Origin of the sequence: Pseudomonas monsensis (assembly GCF_014268495.2) — a bacterium.
GTDB lineage: Bacteria > Pseudomonadota > Gammaproteobacteria > Pseudomonadales > Pseudomonadaceae > Aquipseudomonas > Aquipseudomonas monsensis.
On sequence record NZ_CP077087.1, the window covers coordinates 4,172,233 to 4,190,104 of the forward strand.

A 17,872-nucleotide genomic window follows, 5' to 3' on the forward strand; every position below is an offset into this window, starting at 1 on the left:
ATGAAGAGTCAGGCGGTTTTTATGTGCCCGCGTTTTACATATGCGAAATCAGCGCATCGCCAAAGCCCGAAGACGAAACCAGCTTGGCCCCATCCATCAGACGCTCGAAGTCATAGGTCACGGTTTTCGCACCAATGGCGCCGTTGGTGCCCTTGATGATCAGATCCGCCGCTTCGGTCCAGCCCATGTGACGCAGCATCATTTCCGCCGAGAGAATCAGCGAACCCGGGTTGACCTGGTCCTTGCCGGCGTACTTCGGCGCGGTGCCGTGGGTCGCTTCGAACATCGCCACGGTGTCGGACAGGTTGGCGCCCGGTGCAATGCCGATACCCCCCACTTCCGCCGCCAGGGCATCGGAGAGGTAGTCGCCGTTGAGGTTCAGGGTCGCGATTACATCGTATTCGGCCGGGCGCAGCAGGATCTGCTGGAGCATGGCATCGGCGATGGCATCCTTGACCACAACGTTCTTGCCGGTTTTCGGATTCTTGAACTGCATCCACGGGCCACCGTCGAGCAGGGTCGCACCGAATTCTTCGGCCGCCACTTCATAGGCCCACTCTTTGAAGGCACCTTCGGTGAACTTCATGATGTTGCCTTTATGCACGATGGTCAGCGAATCGCGGTCGTTATCAACCACATATTGCAGAGCCTTGCGCGCCAGACGCTTGGTGCCTTCCAGCGAAACCGGCTTGACGCCGATACCGCAGTTTTCGTCGAAACGGATCTTGGTGACGCCCATTTCTTCTTTAAGGAATTTGATGACCTTGGTGGCTTCCGGCGAACCGGCCTTCCACTCGATACCAGCGTAGATGTCTTCGGAGTTCTCGCGGAAGATGGTCATGTCGACGTCGCCAGGCTTTTTAACCGGGCTTGGCACACCTTCGAACCAGCGCACCGGGCGCAGGCAGACGTACAGGTCGAGTTGCTGACGCAGGGCCACGTTCAGCGAGCGGATGCCGCCACCGACGGGAGTGGTCAGCGGGCCTTTGATGGAAACCACGTAATCCTTGACTGCATCCAGGGTTTCCTGAGGCAGCCAGGTATCCTGATCGTAAACCTGAGTGGCTTTTTCCCCGGCGTAGACTTCCATCCAGGAAATCTTGCGTTTACCGCCGTATGCCTTTTGAACTGCAGCATCGACCACCTTGATCATCACCGGACTGATGTCGACACCAATGCCGTCACCTTCGATGAAGGGGATGATCGGGTTATCAGGAACATTGAGAGAATGGTCTGCATTGACGGTGATTTTGTCGCCGACGGCTGGAACCTGAATCTTCTTGTAACCCATGCTGAACTCCATTGTTTGGATTGAACATCTGGCTTGGTTCGAGCGTAACCCAGTTAAATCAACACGCAAACCCTCTGTTCGTGGCGCGCCTACATCTCGTTTCGTACAAGCCTGAAAGCAAAGGGAAAAGCGCCAAACTCAAGCATTCGCGACGACTCTACGCCCCACCCCGCCCTGCGACCTTTAGACCAATGGACGAGAATCGTTGCATATGAACCATCGGCAGATTGCCAGCTACCTATGTATAATGCCGCCCGCTGACCAAAGGGTCACGACGGCTGGCCTCTCTAGCACGAGACTTTCCGCCTGATTGGTCGGGTTGTTACCGCAGTCCGACTGCTTGACGCTCTACTGATGCACCCAACATCACCGCGAAGAATCTCGACATTCGGTTCATGGATGACTTTGAACGAACGCGCTTACCCGGCGCCCCTCGAGTTTCTGCGCACGCTTTAGCAAAGAAGAGAGAGTTAATCCGAATATGCCCACCCGCTCGAAGATCATCTATACCTTCACCGACGAAGCTCCAGCCCTCGCCACCTATTCCCTGCTGCCGATCATCGAGGCTTACACCGCCTCGGCCGATATCGCCGTGGAAACCCGCGATATCTCTCTTGCAGCACGTATTCTGGCCAGCTTCCCCGAGCAACTGGGCGACAAAGCCGTAGCCGACCACCTCGCCGAACTGGGCGACCTGGCCGTTACGCCTGAAGCCAACATCATCAAGCTGCCGAACATCAGTGCTTCGGTGCCACAACTGCAAGCCGCGATCAAAGAGCTGCAAGCCCAGGGTTACAACCTGCCGGACTACCCGGAAGCCGTGACCAACGATGCCGAGAAAGAAGCCAAGGCGCGTTACGACAAGGTCAAGGGCAGCGCCGTGAACCCGGTTCTGCGTGAAGGCAACTCCGACCGTCGCGCTCCGCTGTCGGTTAAAAACTATGCGCGCAAGCACCCGCACAAAATGGGCGCCTGGGCCAAAGACTCCAAGTCCCACGTGGCTCACATGAGCACCGGCGATTTCTACGGCAGCGAAAAAGCTGCCCTGATCGACGCCGCTGACGCCGTGAAGATCGAGCTGATCGCCAAGGACGGTACTGCTACCGTTCTGAAAGAAAAAACCAGCGTTCAGGCCGGCGAGATCCTCGACTGCGCCGTAATGAGCAAAAACGCTCTGCGTGCATTCATCGCCGCTGAAATCGACAGCGCCAAGGCCCAAGGCGTGCTGCTGTCGGTGCACCTGAAAGCGACCATGATGAAGGTTTCCGACCCGATCATGTTCGGCCAGATCGTTGCCGAGTTCTATAAAGACGCCCTGACCAAGCACGCTGACGTGCTGGCCCAGATCGGCTTCAACCTGAACAACGGCATCGGCGACCTGTACGCACGCATCAAGGCCCTGCCGGCCGAGCAGCAAGCACAGATCGAAGCCGACATGGCAGCGGTCTACGCCGCTCGCCCTGCGCTGGCGATGGTCAACTCCGACAAAGGCATCACCAACCTGCACGTGCCGAGCGACGTTATCGTCGACGCCTCGATGCCAGCGATGATCCGTGACTCCGGCAAGATGTGGGGCACCGACGGTCAGTTGCACGACACCAAGGCAGTGATCCCGGATCGTTGCTACGCGACCATCTACCAGGCCGTGATCGAAGATTGCAAAGCCAACGGTGCGTTCGATCCGACCACCATGGGCAGCGTGCCAAACGTTGGCCTGATGGCGAAGAAAGCCGAAGAGTACGGTTCGCACGACAAGACCTTCCAGATCAAGGCTGACGGCGTGGTTCGCGTGACCGACAGCAAGGGCAAGCTGCTGATGGAGCAGGCTGTTGAAGCCGGCGACATCTTCCGCATGTGCCAGACCAAAGACGCGCCGATCCAGGACTGGGTCAAACTGGCCGTCAACCGTGCTCGCGCCAGCAGCACCCCGGCGATCTTCTGGCTGGACCCGATGCGCGCCCACGACGGCGTGGTGATCGAGAAAGTTCAGGCTTACCTGAAGGATCACGACACTGCCGGTCTGGACATCCAGATCATGGCGCCGGTCGATGCCATGAAGTACACCCTGCAGCGCACTCGCGAAGGCAAGGACACCATTTCGGTGACCGGCAACGTCCTGCGCGACTACCTGACCGACCTGTTCCCGATCATGGAACTGGGCACCAGCGCCAAGATGCTGTCGATCGTGCCGCTGATGAACGGCGGTGGCCTGTTCGAAACCGGCGCCGGCGGTTCGGCACCGAAGCACGTGCAGCAACTGGTTGAAGAGAACTTCCTGCGCTGGGATTCGCTGGGCGAGTTCCTCGCACTGGCAGCGTCCCTTGAGCACCTGGGTGTGAACTACAACAACCCGAAAGCGCTGGTGCTGTCGAAAACCCTGGATCAGGCCACTGGCCAGTTCCTCGACAACAACAAGTCGCCATCGCGCAAAGTCGGCAACATCGACAACCGCGGCAGCCACTTCTACCTGGCGCTGTACTGGGCTCAGGCCCTGGCCGCCCAGACCGAAGACGCTGCACTGCAAGCGCAGTTCGCGACCCTGGCCAAAACCCTGACCGAGAACGAAGCGACCATCGTTGCCGAGCTCAACGCCGTTCAGGGCAAGCCAGTGGACATCGGTGGTTACTACCACGCCGATGCCGAGCTGATCAGCAAGGCCATGCGCCCAAGCGCAACCTTCAACGCGGCGATTGCTGCGCTGGTTTAAGGTTGTAAAGGGAACATCACAAACCCCGGCCCTGCGCCGGGGTTTGTGTTTCCGGGCTTTATGATCACCACAAAACCCTGTGGGAGCTGGCTTGCCAGCGATAGCAATGGATCAGTCACATCAATGTTGAATGATAAACCGCCATCGCTGGCAAGCCAGCTCCCACAGGGTTCGGGTTTCAATATTCAACACCGAGGTCTACTCATGGAATGGCTCCCCCACATCACCGTCGCCACCATCGTCGAGGACAACGGCCGCTTCCTGATGGTCGAAGAGCACAAGGCCGGGCGTAACGTGCTGAACCAGCCCGCCGGTCACCTCGACCCGGACGAAACCCTGATCGACGCCGCCGTGCGCGAGACCCTCGAAGAAACCGGCTGGGACGTCGAACCCACCGGCGTGATCGGCATTTACCTGTACACCGCGCCGAGCAACGGCGTGACTTACCAGCGTGTGTGCTTCAGCGCCAAAGCGGTGAAACACCACCCGGACTACCAACTGGACGATGGCATCGTCGGCGCCAAGTGGTTGACCCGCAGCGAATTAATCGCCCAGCGCGACAACTGGCGCAGCGAGCTGATCATCCGCTGCATCGACGATTATCTGGCCGGTCATCACTTCAGTCTCGAACTGATCCGCCCTTCTCTTTAGCCTTGAGGCCGTGAGCCTGATAGAATCGCGTCCTTTTTCAAGACACTCATTGAATCCCTATGCGTGATCCAGCCCCTTCTGACACATCCAAGAAGCGCGTCATTGTCGGCATGTCCGGCGGCGTGGACTCTTCCGTTTCCGCTCTCCTGCTGATCGAGCAGGGTTACGAGGTGGAAGGCCTGTTCATGAAGAACTGGGAAGAAGACGACGGAACGGAGTACTGCACCGCCATGGACGACCTGGCGGATGCCCAGGCTGTCTGCGACAAAATCGGTATCAAGCTGCACACCGCCAACTTCGCCGCCGAGTACTGGGACAACGTGTTCGAGCACTTCCTCGCCGAATACAAGGCCGGCCGTACGCCGAACCCGGACATCCTGTGCAACCGCGAAATCAAGTTCAAGGCGTTTCTCGACTACGCCATGATGCTCGGCGCCGACCTGATTGCTACCGGCCACTACGTGCGTCGCCGCGACATCGAAGGCCGCACCGAACTGCTCAAGGGCCTCGACCCGAACAAGGATCAGAGCTACTTCCTGCATGCCGTCGGCGGCGAACAGATTGCCAAGACCCTGTTCCCGGTCGGCGAACTGGAGAAGCCTGAAGTCCGCGCGATTGCCGAAAAATACGAGCTGGCGACCGCCAAGAAGAAGGATTCCACCGGGATCTGCTTTATTGGCGAACGCCGCTTCAGCGACTTCCTCAAGCAATACCTGCCTGCGCAACCGGGCGAAATCAAGACCACCGAAGGCGAAGTCATCGGCCGTCACCACGGCTTGATGTACCACACCATCGGTCAGCGCCAGGGCCTCGGTATCGGCGGTTTGAAAGACGCCGGCGACGAGCCGTGGTACGTGCTGCGCAAGGACCTGGACACCAACGAGCTGATCGTCGGCCAGGGCAACAACCATCCGTGGCTGTTCTCCAGCGCCCTGCTCGCTTCGGAAATCTATTGGGTCAACCCAATCGACCTGAGCCAGCCGCTGCGCCTGACCGCCAAAGTGCGTTATCGCCAGAGCGACCAGGCCTGCACCCTGGAAAAAACCGCCAGCGGCTACCGCGCCGTGTTCGACGAACCGCAACGTGCGGTCACTCCAGGCCAGTCCGTGGTGTTCTACGACGGTGAAATCTGCCTCGGTGGCGGCGTGATCGAAGTCGCCGAGCCGTGGAGCGGCCAGGCATGAGCCCGACCCAGGAGCAACTGACCGCGCTGGGCGGCGTGTTTCTCGCCGCCGTGCTGGTTGACCGCATCGCCAAGACCGGCCAGACCAACGAGGCCGGCCTGAGCTGCATGCTCGGCAGCCTGCTGGTACGCGACCCCAAGGACACGCTCGACGTATACGGCGGCGACGATATCAATCTGCGCGAAGGTTATCGTGCGTTGATCGGCGCCCTTGAACGCGACCCGAGCACCTTGCAGCGCGAGCCGTTGCGTTATGCGCTGTCGATGCTCGGCCTGGAGCGGCAACTGGCCAAGCGTGGCGACATGCTCGACACCATCGGCAAGCGCCTGCCGCAGATCCAGTCGCAGGTCGAACACTTCGGCCCGGCCCACGAAAACGTGGTCGCCGCCTGCGGCGCGCTGTATCAGGACACCCTGAGCACCTTGCGCCAACGCATTCAAGTGCACGGCGACATGCGCAACCTGCAGCAACCGAGCAACGCCTCGAAGATCCGCGCCCTGCTGCTCGCCGGCATTCGTTCGGCGCGCCTGTGGCGTCAGCTTGGCGGGCACCGCTGGCAGTTGGTGATCAGCCGGCGCAAGCTGCTCAAAGAGCTGTATCCGTTGATGCGCAGCGAGTAAATCGTCGCGCAATAAAAGTTTTGTAGTCTGTAGCGCGTAATACGCCGGTCAGTTGGCAACGGACCGGCGGATTTTTTCATGTATGATACGCGCCCCATTTCGTTGCCCGACTGTCCGAGAACACCCCATGCAGCTCTCTTCGCTCACTGCGGTTTCCCCTGTTGACGGCCGCTACGCCGGCAAAACCCAGGCCCTGCGCCCGATTTTCAGCGAGTACGGCCTGATCCGTGCCCGCGTCCTGGTTGAAGTGCGCTGGCTCCAGCGCCTGGCCGCCCACGCCGGCATCCCGGAAGTGCCAGCCTTCTCCGCCGAGGCCAACGCCGTTCTCAATGAACTGGCTGAAAACTTCTCGCTGGAGCACGCCGAGCGCGTCAAAGAGATCGAGCGCACCACCAACCACGACGTCAAGGCGATCGAATACCTGCTCAAGGAGCAGGCGGCCAAGCTGCCGGAGCTGGCCAAGGTCAGCGAGTTCATCCACTTTGCCTGCACCAGCGAAGACATCAACAACCTGTCCCACGCCCTGATGCTGCGCGAAGGCCGTGACGACGTGATGCTGCCGCTGATGCGCCAGACCGCCAATGCCATCCGCGAACTGGCGATCCGTTTCGCTGACGTGCCAATGCTGTCGCGCACCCACGGTCAACCGGCCTCCCCGACGACTTTGGGTAAAGAGCTGGCGAACGTGGTGTACCGTCTCGAGCGTCAGATCGCTCAAGTCGCTGCCGTACCGCTGCTGGGCAAAATCAACGGCGCTGTCGGCAACTACAACGCACACCTGTCGGCCTACCCGCAGATCGACTGGGAAGCCAATGCCCGCGCCTTCATCGAAGACGAACTGGGCCTGGGCTTCAACCCGTACACCACGCAGATCGAACCGCACGACTACATCGCCGAGCTGTTCGACGCCATTGCGCGCTTTAACACCATCCTGATCGACTTCGACCGCGACATCTGGGGCTACATCTCCCTGGGTTATTTCAAGCAGCGCACCATCGCTGGCGAAATCGGTTCGTCGACCATGCCGCACAAGGTCAACCCGATCGACTTCGAAAACTCCGAAGGCAACCTGGGTATCGCCAACGCCCTGTTCCAGCACCTGGCGAGCAAACTGCCGATTTCCCGCTGGCAGCGCGACCTGACCGACTCCACCGTACTGCGCAACCTCGGTGTCGGCTTCGCCCACAGCGTGATCGCCTACGAAGCCAGCCTCAAAGGCATCAGCAAGCTGGAACTCAACGAGCAGAAGATTGCCGCTGATCTCGACGCATGCTGGGAAGTCCTGGCTGAGCCGATCCAGACCGTGATGCGCCGCTACAACATCGAAAACCCGTACGAGAAGCTGAAAGAACTGACCCGCGGCAAGGGCATCAGCCCTGAAGCGTTGCAGACTTTCATCGACGGCCTGGACATGCCAGCGCAAGCGAAAGCCGAGCTCAAGCAACTGACCCCGGCCAACTACATCGGCAACGCTGTAGCGCAAGCCAAACGCATCTGATCGACCGCTTGATCCGTTTGAGACGCCCGGCCGCGCCGGGCGTTTTTATTCCCGTCTGAAAAGTGCTTTTTTTCAATAGGTTACATATGAATTCCGATATTCCTCTTCAACTTCTGGGCGGCCTTACAGCACGCGAATTCCTGCGCGACTACTGGCAGAAAAAGCCACTGCTGATCCGTCAGGCGATTCCTGACTTCGAAAGCCCGATCGACGCCGACGAACTGGCCGGCCTGGCCCTGGAAGAAGAAGTCGAATCGCGTCTGGTGATCGAACACGGCGAGCGCCCATGGGAACTGCGTCGCGGCCCGTTTGCCGAAGACGAATTCAGCAAGCTGCCGGAAAAAGAGTGGACCCTGCTGGTGCAGGCCGTTGACCAGTTCGTCCCGGAAGTCAGCGAACTGCTGGAAAACTTCCGCTTCCTGCCGAGCTGGCGCGTCGATGACGTGATGATCAGCTTCGCCGCCCCGGGTGGCAGCGTCGGTCCGCACTTCGACAACTACGACGTGTTCCTGCTGCAAGGCCACGGCAAGCGCAACTGGAAAATCGGCCAGATGTGCGATTCCGAGAGCCCGCTGCTGCAACACGCCGACCTGCGCATCCTCGCCGAATTCCACGAAACCGAAGAGTGGGTACTGGAGCCGGGCGACATGCTCTACCTGCCGCCCCGTCTGGCCCATTGCGGTGTCGCGGTCGACAACTGCATGACCTACTCGGTCGGTTTCCGCGCACCGAGCGCTTCTGAAGTGCTGACCCACTTCACCGACTTCCTCAGCCAGTTCCTGACTGACGAAGAGCGCTACACCGATGCCGACGCGCAACCGGCCGCTGACCCGCATCAGATTCAACACGACGCACTGGATCGCCTGAAAGCCCTGCTCGCCGAGCATATGAGCGACGAGCGTCTGCTGCTGACCTGGTTCGGCCAGTACATGACCGAGCCGCGCTATCCGGAACTGGTGGTGGGCCCGGAAGAAGTTGAAGAAGAAGACTTCCTCGCTGCGCTGCAGGACGGCGCGGTACTGATCCGCAACCCGAGCGCGCGCCTGGCCTGGTCGGAAGTCGATGACGACCTGCTGCTGTTCGCCAGCGGCCAGAGCCGTTATCTGCCGGGCAAACTGCGCGAACTGCTGAAGCTGATCTGCGCCGCCGACGCCCTGCACACCGACAACCTCGGCGACTGGCTGGACGACGAAGACGGTCGCGGCCTGCTGTGCGAACTGGTCAAGCAAGGCAGCCTGGGGTTCGCCGATGAATAAGATTCGCGTACGTGTCGCAGACTGGCAGAAGGACATCGCCGAGATCCGGCGCATTCGTGAAACGGTGTTCATCGCCGAACAATCGGTGCCACCCGAGCTGGAATGGGACGCGGATGACGCGACCGCCGTGCATTTTCTGGCGTTTGAAGGCGACTTTCCGATTGGCACTGCGCGCCTGTTGCCCGACGGGCACATTGGCCGGGTATCCGTGCTGAAAGACTGGCGCGGGATGAAGGTTGGTGATGCGCTGATGCAAGCGGTGATTGCTGAAGCTGAAGCGCGTGGCCTGCAGCAGCAGATGCTCAGTGCGCAGGTACAGGCCACGGCGTTCTATGAGCGCTTGGGTTTCAGCCTGGTCAGTGAGGAATTCCTTGAAGCCGGGATTCCGCATGTCGATATGGTTCGCCATTCGGCTTGAGACCGCGACGCGGCGATCGCGAGCAGGCTCACTCCTACAATTGAAATGCGATTCCCTGTAGGAATGAGCCTGCTCGCGAAGAGGCCCGCAAGCACACCACAAAACGCCCCGACATCCGCCGATGCCGGGGCGTTTTGCTGTCTACGATTCAACTTGCACCACCGCGGGCCGACAAACTGGCAATATCAAGCCTTTCGAAAGCGGAGATAACGGACATGTCCCTACGCACCCTGCTCACCACCCTGCTGCTCGGTTGCAGCCTGTCGGTGATGGCAGCCACAGAAATCGTGCCCCTCAAGTACCGCACCAGCGCCGACATGCTGCCAATGGCACAAGACTTCATCGGCAAGGACGGCCAGGTCAGCGCCTATGGCAATCAACTGATCATCAAGGCCGAGCCGGACAAGATTCAGGAGCTCAAGGCGCTGGTCACCCAGCTCGACACTGCACCCAAACGCTTGTTGATCACAGTCGACACCAACGAAAACAACGGCCGCGGCGATGAAGGCTACTCGGTCAACGGCGCGCCGCCGAACCAGACCCGGATCATCAGCCGCAGCACCGCCAGCCGCGACGGCGGCGTGCAGCAGGTACAGGCCACCGACGGCATGCCGGCGCTGATCCAGGTTGGCCAGAGCGTGCCGATCACCAGCAGCCAGACCAACTCCTATGGCGATTACAGCAGCCAGACGCAATATCGCAACGTCACCCAGGGTTTTTACGTGACGGCCAGCGTCACCGGCGACATCGTTCACCTGGCAATCAGTACCAACCGTGACCGCATGAGCCAGGAACGTCCCGATGTAGTGAACGTGCAAAGCACCGACACAACCGTCAGCGGACGCCTCGGCGAATGGATCACCCTCGCCGGCGTCAATCGCCAGACCCAGGCCGACCAACAGGGCCTGACCCGCAGCTACTCGACTCAAGGCCGGGATGACATGACCTTGCGGGTCAAAGTCGACGCGCTGGACTAAAGCACCGAAAACTGACTGATTAGTCGTATTAGACCAAAGATGTAGTGCTTGAAAAAAAGCACTACAAAACGTTTGACGAGGCAAAAAAGCAAAGGCATGATGGCCTCGCTCCCGCTAATCAGAGGCCCTGGCAAGGGCCTTCGAAGCGACGTTCGCACCTACCCCGCGAACCGCTTCGTGTCTGTACCGCCCACAAGGTGTGTTTGACGAGGTTGTCGACTGGAACGAAGTTGTCCCGAGGGACGGAAGCGTTATTAGGTAACCCGGCACCACACTGCAGTTCGTATGAAAGGCCCACGACGCCCCGATTGCGCCCGCCAGTTCGCCTTTACCTGCTCACTTTCCCCTCGAGCCCATCGTTCATCCCGTCGCCTCCCCCGCCGAACCCGACTTGACCACCTAAGCTTCTGGTCAGCGAGCGCAGGAATTTTCCACCGCAGAACAACTTTTCATAAAGACGCGACGAGGTTTATCTCCATGGCACTGACACGCGAACAGCAAATTGCAGCCCTTGAAAAAGACTGGGCTGAAAACCCGCGCTGGAAAGGCGTGACTCGCACTTATTCCGCTGCTGACGTCGTCCGTCTGCGTGGCTCGGTTCAACCTGAGCACACTTTCGCGAAAATGGGCGCCGAGAAGCTGTGGAACCTGGTCACCCAGGGTGCCAAGCCGTCCTTCCGCCCAGAGAAAGATTTCGTCAACTGCATGGGCGCCCTGACCGGCGGCCAGGCTGTTCAGCAAGTCAAGGCCGGTATCCAGGCGATCTACCTGTCGGGCTGGCAAGTGGCTGCGGACAACAACTCCGCCGAATCCATGTACCCGGACCAGTCGCTGTACCCGGTGGACTCAGTGCCAACCGTGGTCAAGCGCATCAACAACTCGTTCCGTCGTGCTGACCAGATCCAGTGGAAAGCCGGCAAGAACCCGGGCGACGAAGGCTACATCGACTACTTCGCGCCAATCGTGGCTGACGCCGAAGCCGGTTTCGGCGGCGTTCTGAACGCCTACGAGCTGATGAAGAGCATGATCGAAGCAGGCGCCGCCGGCGTTCACTTCGAAGACCAGCTGGCTTCCGTGAAGAAGTGCGGTCACATGGGCGGCAAAGTACTGGTTCCAACTCAGGAAGCCGTACAGAAGCTGACCGCTGCCCGTCTGGCTGCCGACGTTGCCGGTACTCCGACCATCATTCTGGCTCGTACCGACGCCAACGCGGCTGACCTGCTGACTTCCGACTGCGACCCGTACGACCAGCCGTTCGTGACTGGCGAGCGTACTCAGGAAGGTTTCTACAAGGTTCGCGCTGGCCTGGACCAAGCGATCGCCCGTGGCCTGGCTTACGCGCCGTATGCCGACCTGATCTGGTGCGAAACCGCCAAGCCGGATCTGGAAGAAGCCCGTCGCTTCGCTGAAGCGATCAAAAAGGAATACCCGGACCAACTGCTGTCGTACAACTGCTCGCCTTCCTTCAACTGGAAGAAAAATCTGGACGACGCGACCATCGCCAAGTTCCAGCGCGAACTGTCCGCCATGGGTTACAAGCACCAGTTCATCACCCTGGCCGGCATTCACAACATGTGGCACAGCATGTTCAACCTGGCGCACGACTACGCCCGCAACGACATGACTGCCTACGTGAAGCTGCAAGAGCAGGAATTCGCCGACGCCGCCAAGGGTTACACCTTCGTGGCTCACCAGCAGGAAGTGGGCACCGGCTACTTCGACGACATGACCACCGTGATTCAGGGTGGCTCGTCCTCGGTGACCGCGCTGACCGGTTCGACCGAAGAAGAACAGTTCCACTGATTCTGCTTCGCTGAGCAAACGGCCTTTGCGGATCGTATAGAAAGCTAACCGCAAAGCCGCAAGACTGACGCCCCGACTGGTTCGGGGCGTTTTTTTGCCCAGGATTCAATGACCACCACAAATCCCTGTAGGAGTGAGCCTGCAGGGATCGGTGTCGTCCGGAGAAAACATTGATCCAGAGCGGTACAGATGTCAGAAAAATCCGCTAAAACGGACGCCACCGCTACTTGCAGTAACAGGCATATAAGACAACTTTCTGTTTACTGCACCGCTAAACAGTTACAAAAGCACTCCAAACGATATCAATTATCATTTAGCAGCAACTATGTTCGTTACATTTCCTACAAAACATAATTCACACAAACCCGGCTAATGCCCGCAATGCATGGGCTGCAGGGCATTGGAGGTGCGCTATGTCCTTATTCCAATAAATAATTTCGCTATAGGAATTTTACTTGCAGGGTGTTTAGCCATAAAATCAGCGCGATTGATTGCTGCGACATATCGTCACTGCCTTATTTCTTTATCAAGCTCAGAGACCTTTGCTCTCTGTTAAGGATTACCAGCATGCCCGAAGCGACAGGACTCATGGCCCACAACTGGGGCTTTGCCATTTTCCTTCTGGGTGTAGTCGGCCTGTGTGCCTTCATGCTCGGCGTCTCCAGCCTCCTCGGGTCAAAAGCCTGGGGCCGCAGCAAAAACGAACCGTTCGAGTCCGGCATGCTACCTACCGGTGGCGCCCGCTTGCGGCTCTCAGCCAAATTCTATCTGGTCGCGATGCTGTTCGTGATCTTCGATATCGAAGCCCTCTTTCTCTTTGCATGGTCTGTGTCCGTCCGCGAAAGCGGCTGGACCGGATTCGTCGAAGCTCTCGTTTTCATAGCAATTCTGTTGGCAGGTCTTGTCTACCTGTTCCGAGTGGGCGCCCTTGACTGGGCTCCGGAAGCTCGTCGCAAGCGGCAGGCGAAGCTGAAACAATGAGGCTTTGGCAATGCAATACAATCTCACCAGAATCGACCCCGATGCTCCTAACGAGCAGTATCCGATTGGCGAACGGGAAACCGTTTCCGATCCGTTAGAGGATCAAGTCCACAAAAACATTTTCATGGGCAAGCTCGAAGACGTGCTGAGTGGCGCGGTCAACTGGGGGCGTAAAAACTCCCTGTGGCCGTACAACTTCGGCCTTTCGTGCTGCTACGTGGAAATGACCACCGCCTTCACGGCGCCCCACGACATCGCGCGCTTCGGCGCCGAAGTTATCCGGGCATCACCGCGTCAGGCCGACTTCATGGTTATCGCCGGTACCTGCTTCATCAAGATGGCGCCGATCATTCAGCGTCTCTACGAGCAGATGCTCGAGCCGAAGTGGGTAATCTCCATGGGTTCGTGCGCCAACTCCGGTGGCATGTACGACATCTACTCCGTGGTTCAAGGGGTGGACAAGTTCCTGCCCGTGGACGTCTACGTACCTGGCTGCCCGCCCCGTCCAGAAGCATTTCTGCAAGGCTTGATGCTGTTGCAGGAAACGATTGGCCAGGAGCGTCGCCCACTGTCCTGGGTCGTTGGTGATCAAGGCGTTTATCGCGCCGACATGCCTTCGCAGAAAGAACAGCGCCGCGAACAGCGAATCGCAGTCACCAACCTGCGCAGCCCTGACGAAGTCTGATCCAGATCTGTTCTTACAAAAGAAACGAGAAGCTGGCTTCATTCTTTACGTTGACCGAAAGCGAAAAAATAACCATGACTACAGGCAGCGCTCTGTACATCCCGCCTTATAAGGCAGACGACCAGGATGTGGTCGTCGAATTGAACAACCGTTTTGGCGCCGAAGCGTTCACCGCTCAGTCGACCCGCACCGGCATGCCGGTGCTGTGGGTGGCGCGCGCCAAACTTGTCGAAGTCCTGACCTTCCTGCGCAACCTGCCCAAGCCGTACGTCATGCTCTATGACCTGCACGGCGTGGACGAGCGTCTGCGCACCAAGCGTCAAGGGCTGCCATCGGGCGCCGACTTCACCGTGTTCTATCACCTCATGTCGCTCGAGCGTAATAGTGACGTGATGATCAAAGTCGCCTTGTCCGAAAGCGACCTGAGCTTGCCGACCGTCACCAGCATCTGGCCGAACGCCAACTGGTACGAGCGTGAAGTCTGGGACATGTACGGCATCGACTTCAAAGGCCACCCGCACCTGTCGCGCATCATGATGCCGCCGACCTGGGAAGGTCACCCGCTGCGCAAGGACTTCCCGGCGCGCGCCACCGAATTCGATCCGTTCAGCCTCAACCTCGCCAAGCAACAGCTTGAGGAAGAAGCCGCGCGCTTCCGTCCTGAAGACTGGGGCATGAAGCGTTCCGGAGCCAACGAGGACTACATGTTCCTCAACCTGGGCCCGAACCACCCTTCCGCGCACGGTGCGTTCCGCATCATCCTGCAACTGGACGGTGAAGAGATCGTCGACTGCGTGCCGGACATCGGTTACCACCACCGTGGTGCCGAGAAGATGGCTGAGCGTCAGTCGTGGCACAGCTTCATCCCGTACACCGACCGTATCGACTACCTCGGCGGCGTGATGAACAACCTGCCGTACGTGCTCTCGGTCGAGAAGCTGGCCGGCATCAAGGTGCCCGAAAAGGTCGACGTCATCCGCATCATGATGGCCGAGTTCTTCCGGATCACCAGCCACCTGCTGTTCCTCGGGACTTACATCCAGGACGTTGGTGCGATGACTCCGGTGTTCTTCACCTTCACCGACCGCCAGAAGGCGTACACGGTGATCGAAGCCATCACCGGTTTCCGCCTGCACCCGGCCTGGTACCGCATCGGCGGCGTCGCGCACGATCTGCCGCGCGGCTGGGAAAAACTGGTGAAAGACTTCGTTGAGTGGCTGCCAAAACGCCTCGACGAGTACACCAAGGCCGCCCTGCAGAACAGCATCCTCAAGGGTCGTACCATCGGCGTTGCCCAGTACAACACCAAAGAGGCCCTGGAATGGGGCGTCACCGGTGCCGGCCTGCGTTCGACCGGTTGCGACTTCGACCTGCGTAAGGCGCGTCCGTACTCCGGCTACGAGAACTTCGAGTTCGAAGTACCGCTGGCTGCCAACGGCGATGCCTACGACCGCTGCATGGTCCGCGTCGAAGAGATGCGCCAGAGCATCAAGATCATCGACCAGTGCATGCGCAACATGCCGGAAGGCCCGTACAAGGCGGATCACCCGCTGACCACGCCGCCGCCGAAAGAGCGCACGCTGCAGCACATCGAAACCCTGATCACGCACTTCCTGCAGGTTTCGTGGGGCCCGGTCATGCCGGCCAACGAATCCTTCCAGATGATCGAAGCGACCAAGGGCATCAACAGTTATTACCTGACGAGCGACGGCGGCACCATGAGCTACCGTACCCGGATCCGTACTCCGAGCTTCCCGCACCTGCAGCAGATCCCTTCGGTGATCAAAGGCAGCATGGTCGCGGACTTGATTGCGTACCTGGGTAGTATCGACTTCGTTATGGCCGACGTGGACCGCTAAGCATGAACAGCACGCTTATCCAGACAGACCGTTTCACCTTGAGTGAAACCGAGCGCTCGGCCATCGAGCACGAGCTGCATCACTACGAAGACCCGCGCGCGGCGTCGATCGAAGCCCTGAAGATCGTTCAGAAGGAACGCGGCTGGGTGCCGGATGGCGCCCTGTACGCGATCGGCGAGATCCTCGGCATCCCGGCCAGCGACGTTGAAGGCGTGGCGACGTTCTATAGCCAGATCTTCCGTCAGCCGGTCGGCCGCCACATCATTCGCGTCTGCGACAGCATGGTCTGCTACATCGGCGGCCACGAGTCGGTGGTCAGCGAAATCCAGAACAATCTGGGCATCGGCCTGGGTCAGACCACCGCCGACGGTCGTTTCACCCTGCTGCCTGTCTGCTGCCTCGGCAACTGCGACAAGGCACCGGCGCTGATGATCGACGACGACACCTTTGGCGACGTGCAGCCTGCCGGCGTGGCCAAACTGCTCGAGGGCTACGTATGACCCTGACATCTTTCGGTCCTGCCAACCGCATCAAGCGTTCGGCCGAGACTCACCCGCTGACCTGGCGTCTGCGTGACGACGGCGAAGCCGTGTGGCTCGACGAATACCAGGCCAAGAACGGTTACGCCGCTGCGCGCAAGGCCTTCGCCGACATGGCTCAGGACGACATCGTCCAGACCGTGAAGGACGCAGGCTTGAAAGGTCGCGGCGGTGCAGGCTTCCCCACGGGCGTGAAGTGGGGCCTGATGCCCAAGGACGAATCCATTAACATCCGCTACTTGCTGTGCAACGCGGACGAGATGGAGCCGAACACCTGGAAAGACCGCATGCTGATGGAGCAACTGCCCCATCTGCTGATCGAAGGCATGCTGATCAGTGCCCGCGCCCTGAAAACCTACCGTGGCTACATCTTCCTGCGTGGCGAGTACACCACCGCCGCCAAGCACCTCAACCGTGCCGTGGAAGAAGCCAAGGCTGCTGGCCTTTTGGGTAAAAACATTCTGGGCAGCGGCTTCGATTTCGAGCTGTTCGTCCACACCGGCGCCGGGCGTTACATCTGCGGTGAAGAAACCGCACTGATCAACTCCCTCGAAGGCCGCCGCGCCAACCCGCGCTCCAAGCCGCCCTTCCCGGCCGCCGTGGGCGTGTGGGGCAAGCCGACCTGCGTGAACAACGTGGAAACCCTGTGCAACGTGCCGGCGATCATTGCCGACGGCGTTGACTGGTACAAATCGTTGGCCCGCGAAGGCAGCGAAGACATGGGCACCAAGCTCATGGGCTTCTCCGGCAAGGTCAAGAACCCTGGCCTGTGGGAACTGCCATTCGGCGTGACCGCTCGCGAGCTGTTCGAAGACTACGCCGGCGGCATGCGCGACGGTTACAAACTCAAGGCCTGGCAGCCAGGCGGTGCCGGTACCGGTTTCCTGTTGCCAGAACACCTCGACGCACAGATGTACGCCGGCGGCATCGCCAAAGTGGGCACCCGGATGGGTACCGGCCTGGCGATGGCGGTGGACGACAGCGTCAACATGGTGTCGCTGCTGCGCAACATGGAGCAGTTCTTCGCCCGCGAATCCTGCGGCTTCTGCACCCCGTGCCGTGATGGCCTGCCATGGAGCGTCAAGCTCTTGATGGCCATCGAAGAAGGCCGCGGTCAGCCAGGCGACATCGAGACCCTGCTGGGTCTGGTCGGCTTCCTCGGCCCAGGCAAGACCTTCTGTGCTCACGCACCGGGTGCCGTGGAGCCTTTGGGCAGTGCCATCAAATACTTCCGTCCAGAGTTCGAAGCCGGTATCGCGCCTGCAAGCGCCGCCGTCCCGCCTCTGGCAAGGCCGATCGTAGTCGGCGCGTAAACGCTTAAAAAGGCGAAGGGTCCGTGCCCTTCGCCTTTCGTCCGATGACGCCTTTCGGGGCTGACTGGATTCGGACGAATAACAAGATTC

15 protein-coding genes are annotated in these 17,872 nt (G+C 59.7%); 14 read left to right on the top strand and 1 reads right to left on the bottom strand.

Annotated features, from left to right (window positions below; genetic code table 11):
- Window positions 1-34: 34 nt before the first annotated feature.
- Window positions 35-1,291: an NADP-dependent isocitrate dehydrogenase gene (gene icd, locus HV782_RS18370; protein WP_034155137.1), complete on the bottom strand. Its 1,257-nt coding sequence runs from the start codon at window positions 1,289-1,291 to the stop codon at window positions 35-37.
- Between the two features lie 481 nt (window positions 1,292-1,772).
- On the opposite strand from icd, the gene HV782_RS18375 reads away from it, so the two are divergent.
- From HV782_RS18375 to nuoF, 14 genes are all read left to right on the top strand, one after another.
- A complete protein-coding gene (locus HV782_RS18375; RefSeq protein WP_123462478.1) occupies window positions 1,773-3,998 on the top strand; it encodes an NADP-dependent isocitrate dehydrogenase in 2,226 nt (741 codons plus the stop codon).
- A 204-nt stretch (window positions 3,999-4,202) separates the two neighbouring features.
- Window positions 4,203-4,649 carry an NUDIX hydrolase gene (locus tag HV782_RS18380; protein ID WP_128614942.1) on the top strand — a complete coding sequence of 149 codons (447 nt, stop codon included), beginning with the start codon at window positions 4,203-4,205 and terminating at the stop codon, window positions 4,647-4,649.
- A gap of 59 nt (window positions 4,650-4,708) precedes the next feature.
- Window positions 4,709-5,833, top strand: coding sequence for a tRNA 2-thiouridine(34) synthase MnmA (mnmA, locus tag HV782_RS18385; protein ID WP_025109000.1), 1,125 nt, complete (start codon window positions 4,709-4,711; stop codon window positions 5,831-5,833).
- Entirely contained in the window at window positions 5,830-6,453 is a 624-nt protein-coding gene (hflD, locus tag HV782_RS18390) for a high frequency lysogenization protein HflD (protein ID WP_123462474.1), read from the top strand. The genes mnmA and hflD overlap by 4 nt, the downstream gene beginning before the upstream one ends.
- 127 nt (window positions 6,454-6,580) lie before the next feature.
- Window positions 6,581-7,951 carry an adenylosuccinate lyase gene (purB, locus tag HV782_RS18395; protein ID WP_016987412.1) on the top strand — a complete coding sequence of 457 codons (1,371 nt, stop codon included), beginning with the start codon at window positions 6,581-6,583 and terminating at the stop codon, window positions 7,949-7,951.
- A gap of 86 nt (window positions 7,952-8,037) precedes the next feature.
- Entirely contained in the window at window positions 8,038-9,207 is a 1,170-nt protein-coding gene (locus HV782_RS18400; RefSeq protein ID WP_123462472.1) for a ribosomal protein uL16 3-hydroxylase, read from the top strand.
- Window positions 9,200-9,625 carry a GNAT family N-acetyltransferase gene (locus tag HV782_RS18405; RefSeq protein WP_095138930.1) on the top strand — a complete coding sequence of 142 codons (426 nt, stop codon included), beginning with the start codon at window positions 9,200-9,202 and terminating at the stop codon, window positions 9,623-9,625. The genes HV782_RS18400 and HV782_RS18405 overlap by 8 nt, the downstream gene beginning before the upstream one ends.
- A 215-nt stretch (window positions 9,626-9,840) precedes the next feature.
- A complete protein-coding gene (locus HV782_RS18410; RefSeq protein WP_123462470.1) occupies window positions 9,841-10,602 on the top strand; it encodes a secretin N-terminal domain-containing protein in 762 nt (253 codons plus the stop codon).
- Window positions 10,603-11,079: 477 nt separating this feature from the next.
- On the top strand, window positions 11,080-12,405 hold the full coding sequence (aceA, locus tag HV782_RS18415; protein ID WP_003223815.1) for an isocitrate lyase: 1,326 nt from the start codon (window positions 11,080-11,082) through the stop codon (window positions 12,403-12,405).
- Between the two features lie 567 nt (window positions 12,406-12,972).
- Window positions 12,973-13,386 (top strand): NADH-quinone oxidoreductase subunit A, encoded by a 414-nt coding sequence (locus HV782_RS18420; RefSeq protein ID WP_003223812.1) that lies wholly within the window; start codon window positions 12,973-12,975, stop codon window positions 13,384-13,386.
- Between the two features lie 10 nt (window positions 13,387-13,396).
- On the top strand, window positions 13,397-14,071 hold the full coding sequence (locus HV782_RS18425; protein ID WP_186744353.1) for a NuoB/complex I 20 kDa subunit family protein: 675 nt from the start codon (window positions 13,397-13,399) through the stop codon (window positions 14,069-14,071).
- A 74-nt stretch (window positions 14,072-14,145) separates the two neighbouring features.
- The gene (nuoC, locus tag HV782_RS18430; protein WP_123462468.1) at window positions 14,146-15,930 is read left to right on the top strand and encodes an NADH-quinone oxidoreductase subunit C/D; all 1,785 of its coding nucleotides are present in this window, start codon (window positions 14,146-14,148) and stop codon (window positions 15,928-15,930) included.
- Between the two features lie 2 nt (window positions 15,931-15,932).
- Window positions 15,933-16,430: an NADH-quinone oxidoreductase subunit NuoE gene (gene nuoE / locus HV782_RS18435; RefSeq protein WP_003223804.1), complete on the top strand. Its 498-nt coding sequence runs from the start codon at window positions 15,933-15,935 to the stop codon at window positions 16,428-16,430.
- Entirely contained in the window at window positions 16,427-17,782 is a 1,356-nt protein-coding gene (gene nuoF, locus HV782_RS18440) for an NADH-quinone oxidoreductase subunit NuoF (protein ID WP_064586999.1), read from the top strand. Before nuoE ends, nuoF begins: the two co-directional genes overlap by 4 nt.
- The last annotated feature ends 90 nt before the right edge of the window (window positions 17,783-17,872 follow it).